Origin of the sequence: Fulvivirga sediminis, from assembly GCF_016757215.1 — a bacterium.
Classification (GTDB): Bacteria; Bacteroidota; Bacteroidia; order Cytophagales; family Cyclobacteriaceae; genus Fulvivirga; species Fulvivirga sediminis.
The window spans coordinates 701,007-717,721 of the sequence record NZ_JAESIY010000001.1 but is presented as its reverse complement, the minus strand read 5'-3'; the positions used below and the strand labels follow the sequence as shown (position 1 = coordinate 717,721).

Annotated in this window: 7 protein-coding genes; all 7 read right to left on the bottom strand. The window is 38.2% G+C overall.

The window, feature by feature from the left end; translation table 11 throughout:
• Window position 1 precedes the first annotated feature (1 nt).
• The 7 genes from JL102_RS03185 to JL102_RS03155 are packed head-to-tail and all read right to left on the bottom strand — an operon-like array spanning window position 2 to window position 16,673.
• Entirely contained in the window at window positions 2-2,515 is a 2,514-nt protein-coding gene (locus tag JL102_RS03185) for a nidogen-like domain-containing protein (protein ID WP_202242310.1), read from the bottom strand.
• Window positions 2,515-7,347 (bottom strand): hypothetical protein, encoded by a 4,833-nt coding sequence (locus JL102_RS03180; RefSeq protein WP_202242308.1) that lies wholly within the window; start codon window positions 7,345-7,347, stop codon window positions 2,515-2,517. The genes JL102_RS03185 and JL102_RS03180 overlap by 1 nt, the downstream gene beginning before the upstream one ends.
• Window positions 7,344-7,919: a hypothetical protein gene (locus tag JL102_RS03175; RefSeq protein WP_202242306.1), complete on the bottom strand. Its 576-nt coding sequence runs from the start codon at window positions 7,917-7,919 to the stop codon at window positions 7,344-7,346. The genes JL102_RS03180 and JL102_RS03175 overlap by 4 nt, the downstream gene beginning before the upstream one ends.
• 3 nt (window positions 7,920-7,922) lie before the next feature.
• On the bottom strand, window positions 7,923-8,693 hold the full coding sequence (locus JL102_RS03170) for a hypothetical protein (RefSeq protein WP_202242304.1): 771 nt from the start codon (window positions 8,691-8,693) through the stop codon (window positions 7,923-7,925).
• Window positions 8,694-8,721: 28 nt separating this feature from the next.
• Window positions 8,722-9,636 carry a hypothetical protein gene (locus tag JL102_RS03165; RefSeq protein WP_202242302.1) on the bottom strand — a complete coding sequence of 305 codons (915 nt, stop codon included), beginning with the start codon at window positions 9,634-9,636 and terminating at the stop codon, window positions 8,722-8,724.
• Between the two features lie 56 nt (window positions 9,637-9,692).
• Window positions 9,693-12,860, bottom strand: coding sequence for a leucine-rich repeat domain-containing protein (locus JL102_RS03160; protein ID WP_202242300.1), 3,168 nt, complete (start codon window positions 12,858-12,860; stop codon window positions 9,693-9,695).
• Window positions 12,861-12,911: 51 nt separating this feature from the next.
• Window positions 12,912-16,673: a T9SS type A sorting domain-containing protein gene (locus JL102_RS03155; RefSeq protein ID WP_202242298.1), complete on the bottom strand. Its 3,762-nt coding sequence runs from the start codon at window positions 16,671-16,673 to the stop codon at window positions 12,912-12,914.
• Window positions 16,674-16,715: the final 42 nt, after the last annotated feature.

The window sequence follows — 16,715 nt, the reverse complement described above, 5'->3', positions numbered from 1 at the left end:
ATTAGCGTTCTACCAAATAGCTTACATTCTCTGTGATAGTTTTGATTCCTTCCTCAGTCTCCTTTTTAGTGAGATAAAGGTTCCCTTCAGTATCATAGTAAAAAAAGGAGGCATAGTTCTCTTCATCAAGTGTAGCTTGTAAGCGATAATCATTTAGGTTATAGACATATGACGTCATATTTCCCTCTGAAGGAAATAGTCTTAAATCATCAAACCAAGCAATAGAAGCACTACCAGACTTAAAAGTAAGCTCTATAGTAGAGTTAGTGATAGGGCAGGTAAAAGATCCATTTATTCTTTGCCATCCTTCTATAATATTGCCTTCTGGTTCTAACATGAAGGAAGTAACCTCAAGGTCATCTTTATCTTTAACCGACACTTTAATGCCTATATTTTGCCCCAAAACAGGAATGGTCCTATGTAGATCGTTGATTGAAACCCACGCACTCAACTGATATTCTTTAGCTGAATCTAAAACCAACAGCTTCTGCTCAAAAGTCTCATCTCCAGAAATTTTCAAACTTTTAGAGCCACTATGGCTCATATTATTGTCAATATCTGCCTGCACAATAGGTTGTAGGTCATTTCTAAACATAACATGTCCTTTCCAGGAGCCTTCAAAGAGTGCCCTTTTCAAAATAAGTATAGACCACTCTGGGTGCAAGGGATGCTCTCTTCGGCAAATAATCTCATTATCACGTATATGCCTGTAGTAGAAATAAAAAGGGAAGCCTGACCAGAAATAGCTTCGACCAAAAACATCTACCTCATCATAGCCTTGTATTTCCTCCAAGCTCGCTTTTACCACCACTATATGTTTGTAACAATAATCAGTACTATACCATTTATACCTAGGTAAAGGTTGGTTACCAAATACCCAATTACCTGATGCTTGTCCTGTTAAATATTCAAAACCTGTATAAGCCATCTCCCTATATCTCATATTTACACCATTAGCACTCGGCAAATGTCCTCCATAGTCATAGAGGGCAGCATTGTGAATGCCAAGTACATTCTCATTTTCTATTTCATAGCTATAAGGGCTATAGGCTGTCATGGTATTAAGCTTAATCCAATCGGGCACAGCATCGATGGCTGCATATTCCCAGCTAAACTGGTCCATTTCAAATGTTCCCCCATCTCTTAAGGAAGGAGGATTGGTTTGATCTCTATCTACTTTATATACATAATCTGCCTCCTTACGCCAAACGCCTTCACTGCCATTGGCATAGCCAGACTTATCATTAAGTCCACTGGCTTCATATTGCAATGGCCAAGTATCAGAAAAAGTGGCTGTAGTGGTGGAGATAACTCTACTTTTCAACTCCGTGGGCACCTGAATGACGGTATCCTTGAATAAATCTTCATCAGGATCTAGGGTGATCTGTTTAGTTACCGTAGTGAAATTACCCTGACAGGCAGCACACTGATAGTACACATTAAGTTTCACTGTGTATGTACCAGCTGAGGCATAGCTATGCAGAGGGGCTTCTTCTTGAGAGGTTGTACCATCACCAAAATCCCACTGGTGGATCACATTACAATTTTGTGGATTACTTATATATTTCGTGAAATCAACGGCGCAAATTAAGTTTTGCCAGTCAAAATCTGCTTCAACATCCTCCAGAGTAGAGGCATCAAAAGTAAAACACTTATAATCCAAATAACTCACCCCGCTGATATCAGTAGAGCTAATATATTCGCTACCTGGCTTTCCAAACCTTCCCAGTTGAGAGTAATAACAAGAGCCACTTCCTTGTCCATTATTGAGTCCTACCGTTGCCGGTATACCGTAAAAACCATTATCACTACTAGATGCATCTCCGGTAGTCCACTGCATATCTCCGTAATAAAAGGCAACATTATTGCCAGCACCTATATAAGGGTCTGCCCCATCACTTATTACCAGCTTGAAAGTATTGCGCTTATCAGATTTCATTCTGAAATAACCCACATTATACCATATTACGGTAAGCCTGGTTGCTTCAACCTTATACGCCACATAACCAGTGTTATTTCGGGTATCCACGTCTGCCCAAAATGGTGCTATCATATCTCGTGGAGAGGGAAATCCGGTAGAACTGTAAGTTGAGTCTAATTCATCAAATGTTATATTCCCATTATTATTTATATATACCTTATTATAATTTGTGCCAAAAAAATTGAAATTAAACGGTATGTTGATCACGGAGGTGGAACTATCATCATTTGCAGGCAAATAACTGAATGAAGGATCTAATAAAGGATTCTCCACCGAACATGAGAATGACTGTCCTACGTTAGATTGAGCAAATCTAGACGTCTGATCAGTTTTATCAGGAGATTCAGTAGCCTCCTTTTGAAGAGTAGGATAATTCTTCTGTATAGCAGACTGAACTACCGGATTTTTAGCTGCCTCCTGCATTTTTCTATAGTCAGAAGTGCCCGGTGCCGGTTGATTTTGAGCCTTAACTCCAAAAGGTAGTAAAAGCAACAAAATCCGTAATATTTTAATAGGGTTAGACCTTTTCATCATTAATAATCTTTTGGAATTGAAATAGTCTTGCTGTAGGTAGTGGTCATCTGGTTTTGAGAAGGATCATCTAGTGCGGTAATGCTACTGACCTTCGCCATGAGCTGGTTACGGTACCCTGCCCTGATAATCATACATTTATACTCTGTAGCTGCTAATGAATTATTGGAGTAAAGGATCATTTCACCGCCCTCACTACCTATATAAATTCCTTTGCCAATAGGATTTTCAAGTTCACCGTTATGATCATAAAGCAATATTTCATCACCAGGATGTAAGCTGAGTTCTACATTTGATGGTGTAGAAAATGTAAACAGATCACTTTTATAAGGATTGGCCTGAACGTTACCTATGGTAAAGCCAAAGCCTACATTTTGGTAAGCGCCACCCATACCAGAATATTTAGTGTAAGCTGGTATAGAAAAGGTATACACAGGATCATCAAAATTATTATTAACCGTGCTCAGTAGAACCTCCCCTGAAAGTTTATCCCATTTTAGGTTTGTAGTTTTTACTAAAGATCCTCCATTATAAGCCTCCACACTTTCTAAGATTCCAGACTTGAAGATTACTTTGTTGGTAGCCGCTGTTTTTAGGTTAGTTTCATTTTTACCTACTCTTGGCCAGCCCGTAGGCACCGGTATAGGTACTATTACAAATAACAAGGGAATATAGACCATATCAAGGTTCAGCCTCACCCCTCCCGTCCAGGCATTGTCTTCAAAATGTCGCATATCAGCAAACAATTCCATCTCCTGACCTAAAGTCATTTTGGGGATATTAGCGTTGTTCTTTTCAGTTGAGGTAGCCAGGCTGATCGTTCCATCTCCATTATCAACAAATACATTGTCTAAAGACTGTATTTTCTTCTGTTGATAGATTTTAGGGGTAGCTCGATAATTATATTTAACCCAGGATATAGGCTCTGGCTCGATGGCTCCTGTCTTATCTTGCCGGTAATTACTGACCTGCTTGGGCTTGCCATGCATATCATTAGTAATAATACTATACCCCTGAGAGCTAGCCAGGCTTGAAATACCTATATTGCCTAGAAATGGCACTGTAACAGATAGCTTATATGGCTTATTGACTTTATCTGTCTCATCCGTTATAACAGGAAAATCTTTAGCTGTGTAAAATTCACTCACTTTCATGCCTGAAGTGCCATAAGTAACGTTATTACCTGAAGGAAAAAGAGGATCTCCATCTGATAAGGTTATATGCTTCACTTCCTTCCCTGCCAAATAGGCTGATGCCAGACTGGTAACCGTCACTTTACTATAGCCTACCCGTGGGCCAGGATAATAAGTCTCGTTAATAGGATACTCGAAATAAAGATTATTATCTGATCTCAAAGGAACAGTCTGCACATATTTCTTTGCGTAACGCAAGGGTATCTCCTCGCCGCCAATGATGGGTTCATATGCTGCCACTCCACTACTGATAGTTTCTCCATTCTCTTCCGAAGTATATTCATAAACCTGCCCATATAAGCCTTCTTCATCCTCAGCCCATTCATCTGTAATGGTCAATTGCTTTACTCTTACCCCTCCTCCATATTTTATCTTATCAGGAGTCTTTAGCCGGATCCATGAACGATCGGCTACAACTTCTCGCCCCCACTCTTTTTTATAACAGTAATTATAGAAACCTTCGAACATTTGCCGTATTTGAGCGCCTAATCCCGATAGACTTTTTATCTGACTTACTCTTTTAGAGGTGCTATTAGTTTGTTCTAGTTTTCTACCTGAATTGGTAAGCTCGGGTTGGTTGGTTCGCAAATGCTGAAAAGCTCTTAAGGAAAATGGATGATACCCCTCTTCAGACTTAACGTAAAAGTAACCATATGCATAATCTCCTGAGCTGTTTTTTTCAAGGCCCATATTTTGAGAAAAATCAATATTAGCATAGCCCGATATATACTCATGAAAATTCTCAGAAGGCGTACGAAGGTTAATAAAATTTTTAAAATAAAGCTGCTCTGTTTCTCTATCTAGGTATTTCAATACTTCGTTACGATGATCGCTACTAGGAAAGAAAGAAGGCAATGGTCTTTCTAGCTTAAAGCGGATCTTCATATTATTCTTACTGAGCAGAAATTTATTCTGAAGGCTCCCGTTAGAAGATGAATACGGATCCACTAAAGCGGTCATCTGCATAGCAGTACGATTTTGCACATACGCATAATCATCGGCTTCATAATCGATAATTACCCTACTTCCTGAAGGCTGTTTAATTTCAGTAAGACTCCAGGCTGACATATAGTTGTCGAGCTCTTCTTTATGATCAGGATCTTGATCTACATAAGGAAAATCTCGATTATGCCTCATGTTACCCGACGGATAAGGTTTATAATTACCCCATCGATCATAAGCATAAAAGTCATATGATGGATTGGTTGAGCTATAGGTAAACTCATATGGGCTCATACTTCCCCGAGTACTGTTCCCATACTCAAACCACATTTTCTTAAGCGTAAGCTTACCCCCCGATGCATTGTTATAAACCCCTGGGCATAGGGAATAATCATATTGAAACCTCACCTTTTTTATTGGATATGAAGCGCCTGCAGACCGTGTGTATAGATTAATTCCATTGAGGGCATAGAGACTGGCTCCTTTGTTATTGCTATCCTGCAACTTAGCAGCTACTCCTCGACCATCATTGCGAGTTGATATTTCGAAAGTGGCTATATGAGACTTTGTTTCTGCCTTAGACAAATACCACACTTCCTTTTTTCCATAGGAGTAAGACCCCATATCATCACGAGGGTCCGTAATCCAACCTTCTTGAAAATGAGCCATAGAATACGGATCTCTCCATTGATAAGGACTACCCGAATCTGAAGTCCTCTGATAGGTGAATTTCACCCAGTAGCCCAAATCATCTGTACTCACACCATTACCTGTCACATCAACATAATCAGGGGCCACAATAGAGGTGAGCAAATAAGAATGAGCATAAGGGGGCAACTCTGTCTTTTTTAATTGTTTACGAGTACCATTATGCTGATAGGATGGATCATTGCCTCCATTATTTCCTACATTGACTCTCGCTACTTGTCCTGATTGTTTTCTCACACTAAAACTAGCATCTTCCTGATAGAGGTTATAAGCTGGTAAAGCATAATTATAACGAAGTCCCTGAGCATTTAAAGCGGTATAACCTGCTATATGATGCCCTGGCAGGGAGGTCCTTATAAACTTACTTTCTACTCCACTCCTATTGATATAAGTAATGTTGAATAATGAGTTCATTTCCTGAGCCCCATTCAATAATTCATCATTGGTAATAGGATGAACAACCTGGCTTCTGGGTTTCCTCTCTCTATTGGCACTTGAATTGGACGGAGCTGATTGCTTCCAGTTTTTATTTTCAAAGGTGTCGTTTAAAGTAGGGTTCATCCTACTTCCTGTCAACTCTAACCTTACCGCTTTTTCACCTCCAATCGCCTCTAAAGTTGATAGATCATCAACAGTAGGTTCTCCATGACCTTTAAAATACCATGGCTCGTAAATCTGATTAAGAGTTTTCTCTTGGAAGGTCGCCTTGGATAGCATATTATTATTCTCACTCCATAAACCTGATGTAGATTTAGAATGGTTTACATCTAGGTTAGCTCCTCCGTGTGAAGCCGCAGGTGCCAAGTCAATACCTACACCTCCTCCTACAGAGACGGATTCTGTTTTAGGATCATGAATTCTGCCATAGTCATTCCTCATAGGTCGATACATCGACGATAGGCCCTGACCATTTACTGAATAGATATCATAGGTTAAAGAGGGTATCGCTAAATTGGGGGTTTCCTTTGAAACCATACCATCTTTCTCACGGTTGAAGTCCAACAAATCATCATCACTCTGCGAATGCTGATAATGCATATATCCATAGGCATTGGATTTTACTCTTTTTCCATTATCCTTCAGCCATTGCTCATTATAAAAACCCGTAATGTAAGGCGCTCCAAACACACCCCACCAAGAGCCTCCTGCCTGAAATTTAGCGGTTATATTTATGTTTTTCATCGGCATACTCACCATCGGAGTATAGGAAGGATGCGCTAATGATAAGCTCGCCCCCCACTTATTTTCAGCGGTCATGCCCTTGTGAATTTTTATATCCTGGAAGGTTTGTGACATAGATATATTCTGAAAACCTTGTCTGGAATGATATCCCGCAGATAATCCAGACTTCCCTAACTTTGAGTCTAAACTTAACTCAGGCGACACTCCTATCCCTTCTTTGGGGTCCAAACTTACTTTGAGAGCGGCTCCAGAGGTCATAGATGAGCCAACAGACTGAGCATATCCCAAGGTGCCATCTATGCTATATCCCATGCCGGTGTAAGTATTATGAGATACACTAAAGCCGACATTCAATGAAAAATTGTCACTGCCGAAAAGCTCCACTCCCGCTCCTGCTCCCAAACCTACCGTTACACTGGGTTCAATGGCCATTTTTGTATACACTTCATCTCCTTTAAACTCATCTGGCAAGCCTCGCATCTGTCGGGTAATGGCCCCTGGATTCAAGTTAAAACCTAACCCTACCCAACTGGCTTCTTGATCCATACTTATACCGGCTTGATAGTTCAAATTAAATGGATAGCCTCCATTAGGGCCTGGTAGTTCGAAAAGTGGAATATTATAACTAAAATCTCCACTGAATAAATCGACCATCTCTGTTGCTCCTGCTGGCTGAAATGATTGGACTTCAGGCTGAGTTGGACCAGAAGTTAAGGCTTGCGCATAGGGTGTATATAATAACTGCAGACACATTAGTAATGAAAGAAATAATGATATCGTCCGCTTTTTCTGATTGAATATATGCATCATAGGTCTACGGTTGGAATGTCTTCTTTATTAATAGTTATCTTTATGGTTTCCTCTCCAAATGCAGGAGAATCAATCACTAGGATAGATTTTTCTGCATGGGTAGCTGCAAAACCCAACACAAAATTTCTTTCTGCTCTTAAATCAAAGGCTTTTTCAAAATGAAACATTACACAGGGGTAGTGTTTGCCGTCCTGTTCTAAAGAGATATTATCTTGAAACTGATAAGAAAAATAGTAAGCTCGCTGCTCCCAAACATTCTTATCTTCAGAGACTCCTTTAATTAAATCAATCGAATGATCCTTAAAGCCAACCTTGAGGATATAGTACTCAATTGGGCTTTCTTCCGGTAAAGCCTCCATTGGTTGGCCGTGACCTTCCTGAAGCCACTTGTATTCTGGAGGTAAATATTGCAGATCAAAAATATAAGCACCTTTGGCTATATGTGCGTGTAAACCATGGTCATAGTCCTTCACCCATTTTGCATATTCAGCTTTATCCATTTTTCCTGAGCATGATACCAGTAGGCTTATCAAAGAGGCTATAAAGAGATATAAGTGTTTTTGTTGTATCATCACTTATCTGATATGGGTGGTGATAGCATTAGGTAGAGCTACTGGCTCCACAAAAATGGAATGAAAGACCTTGTCCTTTTCTCCGCAACTGATGCTGACCATGCGCTTCAATTCATTGCCGCAGGCATCAGTCAATTTAAGCAGCACATGATATGAAGGTGACTTGTCTACCACCACCATCATACCCTTTCCCTCTTCATTAATTATTTCTTTACGTGGTTGATACAGCAATTTCACCATATGCTCATCCATTACGTACCATTGAGCTTCATAAGGTGATCTGCCCCCAGAGATATCAACATAATACTCTACCGAGCTATCCGCTTCTGGTTCGCAGCTTAATGCAAGCGGGTTTACTATAATCTCTGCATGAGGTAGTGGCAATTTGAGTTTTTCAGTTCCCTGAATAACCATTTGAAATGACTGCCCTCCTTCCGCTATAGCTTCAATAAAGTATATTTGGTTGGGAACCAGCCAATCCATCTTCACCAAATAATGGTTAAGGCCATAGGTTTTTCCAAACGAGTAGTTAGCCACCTTTTCATGCTTCCAATTAAAAACAGTGACATTTAGAAAATCATCTTTCCCTTCTTTATCAAAGTATTTTATATGGCACTCCCCATCTATAATCTGATAGACTTTTGATGGATCACTATTATTGAGGTCAATATAATACGGTACTGAAGTCGCCTGACCTGTCTGCCCTAAACAAACGGATGACATCAGGCTGACCAATAACAGTACAATACCATTTTTTAGGTTTAGGTTGATCATGGTAATTGCGGTTTGCTGGTACGTGATACTATTTAAATGCGCTTATTCCTATTCTAAATATCCATGGTGAATAATGTATAAAATATTGTTTGCCTTGCTCTTCATTTACATTGTAGAGCACTGATATATTAATTGCTGTTTTTGATGATAACGGAAGCAAATATCCACCTCCAAAATAGAAGTGATGATCTGAACCTTTCTTCACTTCATTTGCCTCCTGCTTATAAATAATATCCTCAGCTTGAGCATAAATTTTATATTTAAGCCAGGTGGCTTTAACAAATGTTCTTAAACCAACATCAGTATTTGGTTGTTTCGGATCATTGGTAACGTTCCATTGTATATCAGGGCCTAACCCCACGGATACAGAATTCCACAATTGATAGCCAACAGCTGGTGACAGATAAACAATATCATTGTTCAGGAAATTAGAAGCTCCTATATTTCCATCAAAATATAGTTTATCCCAAAGCCGAGATCTTGACATCACATCTAATGCTTTCACTTCCTCCTTGTCCTTTTCCTTTATTTTAGAACTTAAATGCCTTTCTCCTTCTGTAAATACTCTTTGCTTTACTTGATCTATCATAGAGTTATCTAATGAATAACCATACAGAAAATCCATGTTATCAATTGTATGAATAGGTAAGCTATAATCTGATAAAGATGTAACATCTTTGCTTATGCCCTGATTTAATGCATGCTCATTTGACAATGAGGATTTAAAAAACACTTGTTTAACCCTCTCTACATACTCTTCTTCATCTAATTCTTCTGGGTATTGAAAATCATTAACCAAATAACCTGCTTGCACTAAAGAGTCTTGTTTATCATTCAGAAATTTAGCATTGTAAATTATATTACAGGAGTCTACCACTGTCGCAGTAGAGCTCCAATCTGTATTCAATACCTGTGATAATCCTGTAAAGGCAATAAATGTCATTGCCAATGGTAAAATCCAGATTTTATAATATGTGCGATATGGTATCACACCGCTCATTATTCAATAATAAATTTCTGTGTACTTAGCATATTCCCATTAACGGTAAGCTTAGCATAATAAATGCCTGCAGGGGTTTGTTCTGCACCTTTCCATTCATACCTGCTGGTGTCTGCCTCCACCTTAATGGCACCGCACTTCTTACCGTGAGTGTTGTATACTTCTATTATCCCGCCATTGAAATGTGCATCAGAAAGCATGAAAGTGACACTAGTAGATGAAGGGTTAGGATACACAGTTAAAAGCTGTACAGCATCTCTTCCTTCTACACCAGTAATACGGTAAGCCTGATAGTCTTCATTACTTAAATTGGCAGTAAGCTGCTCATAAGTCCTACTTGTTGGCTCAAAGCTAAATCCATCTAATTCAGGGGTTATTGTACCATTCCAATCATAAGGTACTTCTACGGAATAATAGCCGGCATCATCGGTATAAATTTCATTAGTAAAACCATGAATCAACACTTCTCCTAAGCCAGATTCGGCAGTAGATATAACACCTGAAATGGTATAACTGCCAATATACTCCGCTTGATAATCCTGACCCTGTAGTGATGACTGAAGGTTATTATATTCTTGTGACTCTGGAGAGAAATGGTAATCTTCTTTAACAGGTATAACTTCGCCACTCCAGCCCTCTAAAACATGTGCTTCATAATACCCGGTAGCCGAAGTAAACACTGGCTCATCAAACCCCTGTAGTTCTACATTTTCTAAAGGCTGATCAGCTCCATCAGTAATCATTCCTGATATCGCTATACCTTCTTTGATAATGTAATTCACAGTTGTGGAGCTGCTTCGATTATAGTTAGTTTTTTCGTATACATAAACTTCTAACTGAGCAGTGTAAGAACTGTCCTCATACATAGGCTGAACTTCCAGCAAGCTATCAGATAAATTAACCTTCAATACATTTGAATGACTAATTTGCCAGGTTAATAAATCATTACTCAAATAATCATCCGAACTATATTCACTTAAATTTAATATGGAAAATGATCTGGCTCCTCTACTTATCACCTGATCCGTTATATCCTCTATTACGGGATTTCTATTGGTAGGGTTAATTTCTCCCATCAGAGTTACTGACTTTTGAATAACTCCTCCCTCCGGATCACTCACTTGTAGGGTTATCGTTACGCTGGTATCCTGATTGGCTAAGACATTAGCATCAAGTGTAATTCCGTCAGGGCGAATAATCGGCTGGACATATACTTTGCCTGGTATTACCTCTCCATTTAGCGAATCTGCCTCCAATACTCTATAAGTCAATCGGTCGTAATCTGTAAAATCATCGGTAACAAAATATTTCAAATAAGTAATACTGGTAAAATAATAAAATGCATTACAACCGGTAGTTCCAGGTGTACAAGGAGGTTCTGCATCTTGGGCGAGGTTCATATAAACTGTATCCATGCTTACCTCTGGATTAGCATTTTCATCAGACAACATTTCAATTGTGAGTTGAGCAATAGCCACATTTCCTGCTTCATCTTCAACCTCCACAGTAAGCGTATCTTTTCCATAACCATTTACGGTTTTAGGGTAAATAAATTTGGCATAACTACGACTGTATAAAGTGTCTGTTTTAAGTATAAAATGCTCAGTTTCTTCTGGAAAGCGATATTCCAAGTCATTGATAGGAGTGAAATCATCCTTTGCGGCAATACTCAGATAGGCCCTTTCACCCTCCCTAAATATCAGGTCTTGATAAGTTAATTCCGGAGCATTATCATTGCCTAATACCCTTACTACATTGCTCCTCAAGCTTAAATTAGGTAAAGAAGGGTTCTTAATAATGCAGTAATAAATGCCAGCGTGGGCAGAAGCATCATAACTAGAGATATGTATACTGTCTTCAGTAGAATATTTTGTTGCTCCTGTCAGAGCAATATTATCAGCTCTATACCACTGATAAGTATTTCCTGATGCGGGTATATAATTATTAATAAAAACATCCAACACCTCTCCTGCACTGGGTTCTAAGGTTCTATAGGTGCCAATATATTGTTGTGGTTGAAACTCAATGTAAGAAGGGTTAAACTGTCCGTAAAAATTTATAATATCTCGAAAGGTGTATCGATTATTAGTAATTAAAAGACGCTCGGTGATATTATTATCTATTACCTCCAGCTCCCCGGAAAGATTATTATCACTTACATCTAAACGTAGTCTGTTTATTCTAAAAACGTCTTCCGGGATTTCTCCCTCCATTTGATTCTTATTCGCTGTAATCTGTCTAAGACCTCGCAGCCCAATGATGCTTTCCGGAAATTCGGTGAGTTTATTTTCAGAAATATCTATCTGAATTAGATTGGTTAAATTTGACATATCCGCAGGAAGAGCAGAAAGTTGATTTCTGTTTACATCTAAACGCTCCAGCTTTGTGAGATTATTGATAGATGATGGCAAGGCTGTAAGTTGATTATTGGATAATACCAATTGATCTAAATGTGATAAGTTACCTACAGATTCAGGTAATGAATTTAGTCCATTAGCCTGTATATATAACTTTTGTAATTGTTGTAATTCATCGATTGAAGAAGGAAGTTCCGTAATGGAATTGTAAGATAGACGCAAATCAATTAATGATTCTAATTCTAATATAGATGCTGGAAATTGCTCTAAATGAATATTTTGGCTAAGACTTAATACCTTAAGATTGATCAAATCTGAGAGATCTGGAAAATCAGCAAATTCATTATTACCAAGTAATAATACCTCTAATTGTTCTAACTCATTAATAAAATCTGGTAGAGTTTCAATGCTATTATACCCCAAACTCAAACTTTTCAGATCCTCTAGGTCAGTTATCTCTTCGGGTAAATATTTTAGGTCAAAATTGGAAACACCCAAACTTACCAACGAATCCATAGCGCTCAAAACTTGTATGGCGGCAGGAAGACTATCTGTTTTAAAGTGAGGATTAAACCAGTCACCTGAAAGCGTTATCCCATATACTTTACCCGAATTATAATCATATGAAACTCCTGTCCACTCTCTTACATTTTTTGAGGTATTCCAAAAGCCTGGCCATCCAGAATTCATCATCTGCTGATGAAAATTTAGCAAGGTTAAACTATCTGGCTTATAGGCAGAAATTTGCGCTTGAGCTGTGCTAATAGCAAAAAGTGATAGCGCTATAATAAAAGAAATATTTTTTAGCATAAAAATGATTTATAAAAAAGGGCACTCTATGAACAGAGTGCCCGTTATGATTTAGTCAATTATTACTTTAGTAATTTGGGATTTCTCTCCTTGATTAATTCTAATAAGGTAAATTCCGTCTTTAAGAAAATCTACATTCAGTTTTTGAGATAGCAAGGTGTCTTTTTGACCTTTCAGCTCTAACCTCTGCATATTTTTGCCTTGAAGATCAGTGATGTTAATTATAATATCCTCCTCACTCACAGAATTATACTTCAAAGTAAACTGGCTTGAGGCAGGGTTAGGGAATACGCTTATGCCATTCACCATATCAACAATTTCAGTAGAAGTTGCTACTGCCATTTTAAGATTATGATAGTTTCCATCACCTACCTTCCAGGCCACTTTCATCCCCTTGAGTTCTCTCCCTTGAGATCTCAACCAAAGATCAAATTTTGCGCCCTCTGACAAGCTTAAACCATCTAACACCATTGACACTCCACTGACAGACACCATAGCTTCACCTATCTTATGTCCAGCTTTATCATAAGCCATAATTACATCACCCTCTTTAACTTCAAGTGCTAATGACTCTGAAGGCAACATTATATGCATATAAGCATCAGTAGACCTTACCTTCTGTGGAATAGACTGGCCAACTTGAGCGGTTCTTGAAGAAGTGTAAACTCCGGTAGCAGCGGGGAAGCTAAACGAAGAATTAGGCGCTAACGAGAATACATAATACCCTTCTCCAGGCACCATATTTTTATCCACCCAATTATTAATATTAAACATTGGTGAATAAGTTTCAATGGAAATGAACCCTGTGCCATCATTAATATATTTATCAACAGCATATACATCTGAAACATAAGCCGAAAATACTGCCTCAACATTTTCAGGTGATTGATAAGGGCAACCTATCAAAGTTTTTTGTTGCTGTCCTTTAAGATTTACTTGAAGCTGATTAAGCTTAATTTTACTACCTTCAATCTTTAAGGTTTCACCACTATTATACATATATACCTCATAGCCATACCCTGGCACGTATGTATTGAGTGTATTTGATGGATCACCTGGAGCCCACCTATTACCATCATCATCAAATACCTCTCTTACGATAGTAGAGTAGTCTGCCATTATATCATCGAAAGAGGTCTCAACAGGAGTAAGGTTCGATGACCAAAGGTTCAGATATTTTTTTGGATAGGTAGTATGCTGATAGTAACTTTTTAATGTATCTAAATCAGCCACTCCCCCATTTATGAAGGTTGTATTTAAAGAAGATGCTTTAAAAATATGAGTAGCATCATAAACTGTTTTATTTTGCTTACTGAAGACTTTAAAAGTAAAGCTTTCCCCATCAGCAAAACCATTCTTAGCGGGCGCAGTAGCATCATTTCCATATACTGGGAATGAGCCGAAGAAAGGTTTACCATTCCATAAATAAAACCCACCACATTTTTCCACGGTTTCACAATTACCTTGTGCATCACACTCAGTAGTAGTATAGAAAGCTCCTATATAGTCTCCTGGCAGTAAAACTTCTCCCCCCAAAGTAGCATCAATACTCCATGGAGTAAACGTAGTTGGATCAAAACCAGCAACATTAATAGTATGTCTTTTGGTAGACCCCGTATATACATCCCATGGTATATCTGTTGCAACTACAAAAGGTTGAATTTCTGTTCCTGCAAAACTTCTCACACCAAAATTATCTTCCGCAATAAAGAAATATTCAGTAATCCCTGTGGTAGCAGTGATATCGTAAGTAAAAAGATCGTTGCCAATAGACTGCATACTAAAGAACTGATAATTAATATCATTATCGGTTTTTAAATAAATCCATACATCAGACAGACTATTAGTATTATCTGATGCCTCGACTTCAAAATGGACAGGGTCTCCTGACTTAACACTAGATACAGTAGTTCTATTTTCTATTTGAGGCGGCAGATTTGGCAAGACAGCAAATGACCAAGGATAACCGTAACCCTCTATAAATTCCGGCGCCGTAGTCGTGGCCTCTGTATCAGTAGCCCTTATATAATATTCTATACCTGGATCCAGAACTTGAGGTCCTTGAATAGTTGCCTGCCACACAGAATAACCAGTACCTGAACTAACTTGGGACATATTTAATTCAGTGTAAACACTAGCACCTAAAACTCTATAGTATAAAGTAGAGCTTGATGTAAAAGGAGCTATTTCATCTTTTATTTTCACTTCAATCAAAATTGGATTTTCGGATGGCTGAGCAGCTTTGTGAATATCCAAGGTAGCATCCGTCCTTATTATAATAGGAGCCTTTCCCGGGGTATATTCACCCTCCAAAAGTAAGGTAGATGAATTATAGTCGACTGTAATATCCACTTCTCTCTTCAAACCATCAAAATAGGGGCTTGTAGGGGTATATCTTATGGTATACGTATTACCTACTTGTGTTCCTATATCATCTAATATACTATTAAAATTCTGGTTTATATCATAGGACTCTCCCCCAGTAGCATCAGAAATGGAACCAAAATCAGCTTCAAAGGCCTGACTATTAGGTACTATTGAATAAGCTTGAATGCCTGTATTATTAAGTCGATCTATTACAAGTTGTTTATCTGTGATGTCACTATTATTGATATTTTGACCATTATTAACTGCTTCATTTACTATAAGAATAAAGATTTTTTGTGCTGCATTTCTGAATGAATACTCTTGAGCAGAATAGTAAAGAGCATCCCATGATGGCTCTATTGAACCTGAAGATACATTGACGGAATTCCACATATTTACGTAATCAGTTCCATTATCATACCAGCCAGCATTATTATGAAAAATAGGTGCCCCTTGTCCTGCACTCTGACCAAAACGGCAAAGTCCTAATCTATAATCAAAGCCCTTAGAATCTAAACTACTCACAAAGCTCTCAACATTAATAGCTACTTGATTTTGTACAGAACTCATACTACCACTGTTGTCCATTAGGAAAACTATATCTACCGGTCTTTTAATTTCAGAACTATCTGGAGCATAAACTTTAAAGGTTTCATCTTTTATTACATTACGCACATCATCTACACTATCTTTGATAGTTTCAACAATAGAAAAATTAGTTTCATCAAGTCCGGCAACAGGATTACCATCATCTTCAACAGTAACGTTAGCAAAAATAAAGCGAGGAAACTTCTGTGCGTCCAGGCTTAGTAAATCGCCATCAAGCACTCCCATTTGGCGGGCATTACTATTGCTTGAAATTATGGTCTTTAATCTATCTCTCTTTATTTCTAATGATTTTAGTTCCCAACCATCATAAGTATCAGAGGCATCTGCTGTCATCTCTAAAGCGACGATAACATCTTTACCTGCATATTTACTTAGATTAATTATGGAGCTCTTACCTTCACTTAGTCCGCTCTGTATTGATAATTTATCCCAGCTCATTCCTTGATCGATCGAAATCTTCACTATACGTTCATCATGTCCACTCTCTAGAGAAAATGCTTCATCTAAGTACAGGTTAATTCTATCGCTTCTCTCTAGAGCTGGCATAGACAGTTCAGGACTGACTAAAGAATAGGTAGTGTTATTTTGATAATTACCTGTTCCTATCAAAGATTGGTGTCCTTCCCTCATGTTTTTAATTTTCCAGCCCTTCAAATCAGAAGTGGATTTTAAGCTCAATAGAGTTTGATGACTTTCATATTCAGTTATAGCAGGGCGTTCTGCTATCTTAAATAATTTACCCTTAGGTAAATCTGGTTCGGGCTCTTGTTGCTGGGCTTTTAACATGAATGGCAAGCTAAAAACCAACATCAATAAAAACAGTAAATACTTTTTCATTTGTTGGTGGATTTAGGTGATGAGTTTTAAGTATAAAATGAG

Bases quoted from the DNA above. Each gene is read 5' to 3' on its own strand.
- JL102_RS03180 (WP_202242308.1), bottom strand. From the start codon at position 7,347: ATGATGCATATATTCAATCAGAAAAAGCGGACGATATCATTATTTCTT.
- JL102_RS03165 (WP_202242302.1), bottom strand. From the start codon at position 9,636: ATGACATTTATTGCCTTTACAGGATTATCACAGGTATTGAATACAGAT.
- JL102_RS03170 (WP_202242304.1), bottom strand. From the start codon at position 8,693: ATGATCAACCTAAACCTAAAAAATGGTATTGTACTGTTATTGGTCAGC.
- JL102_RS03155 (WP_202242298.1), bottom strand. From the start codon at position 16,673: ATGAAAAAGTATTTACTGTTTTTATTGATGTTGGTTTTTAGCTTGCCA.
- JL102_RS03160 (WP_202242300.1), bottom strand. From the start codon at position 12,860: ATGCTAAAAAATATTTCTTTTATTATAGCGCTATCACTTTTTGCTATT.
- JL102_RS03185 (WP_202242310.1), bottom strand. From the start codon at position 2,515: ATGATGAAAAGGTCTAACCCTATTAAAATATTACGGATTTTGTTGCTT.
- JL102_RS03175 (WP_202242306.1), bottom strand. From the start codon at position 7,919: ATGATACAACAAAAACACTTATATCTCTTTATAGCCTCTTTGATAAGC.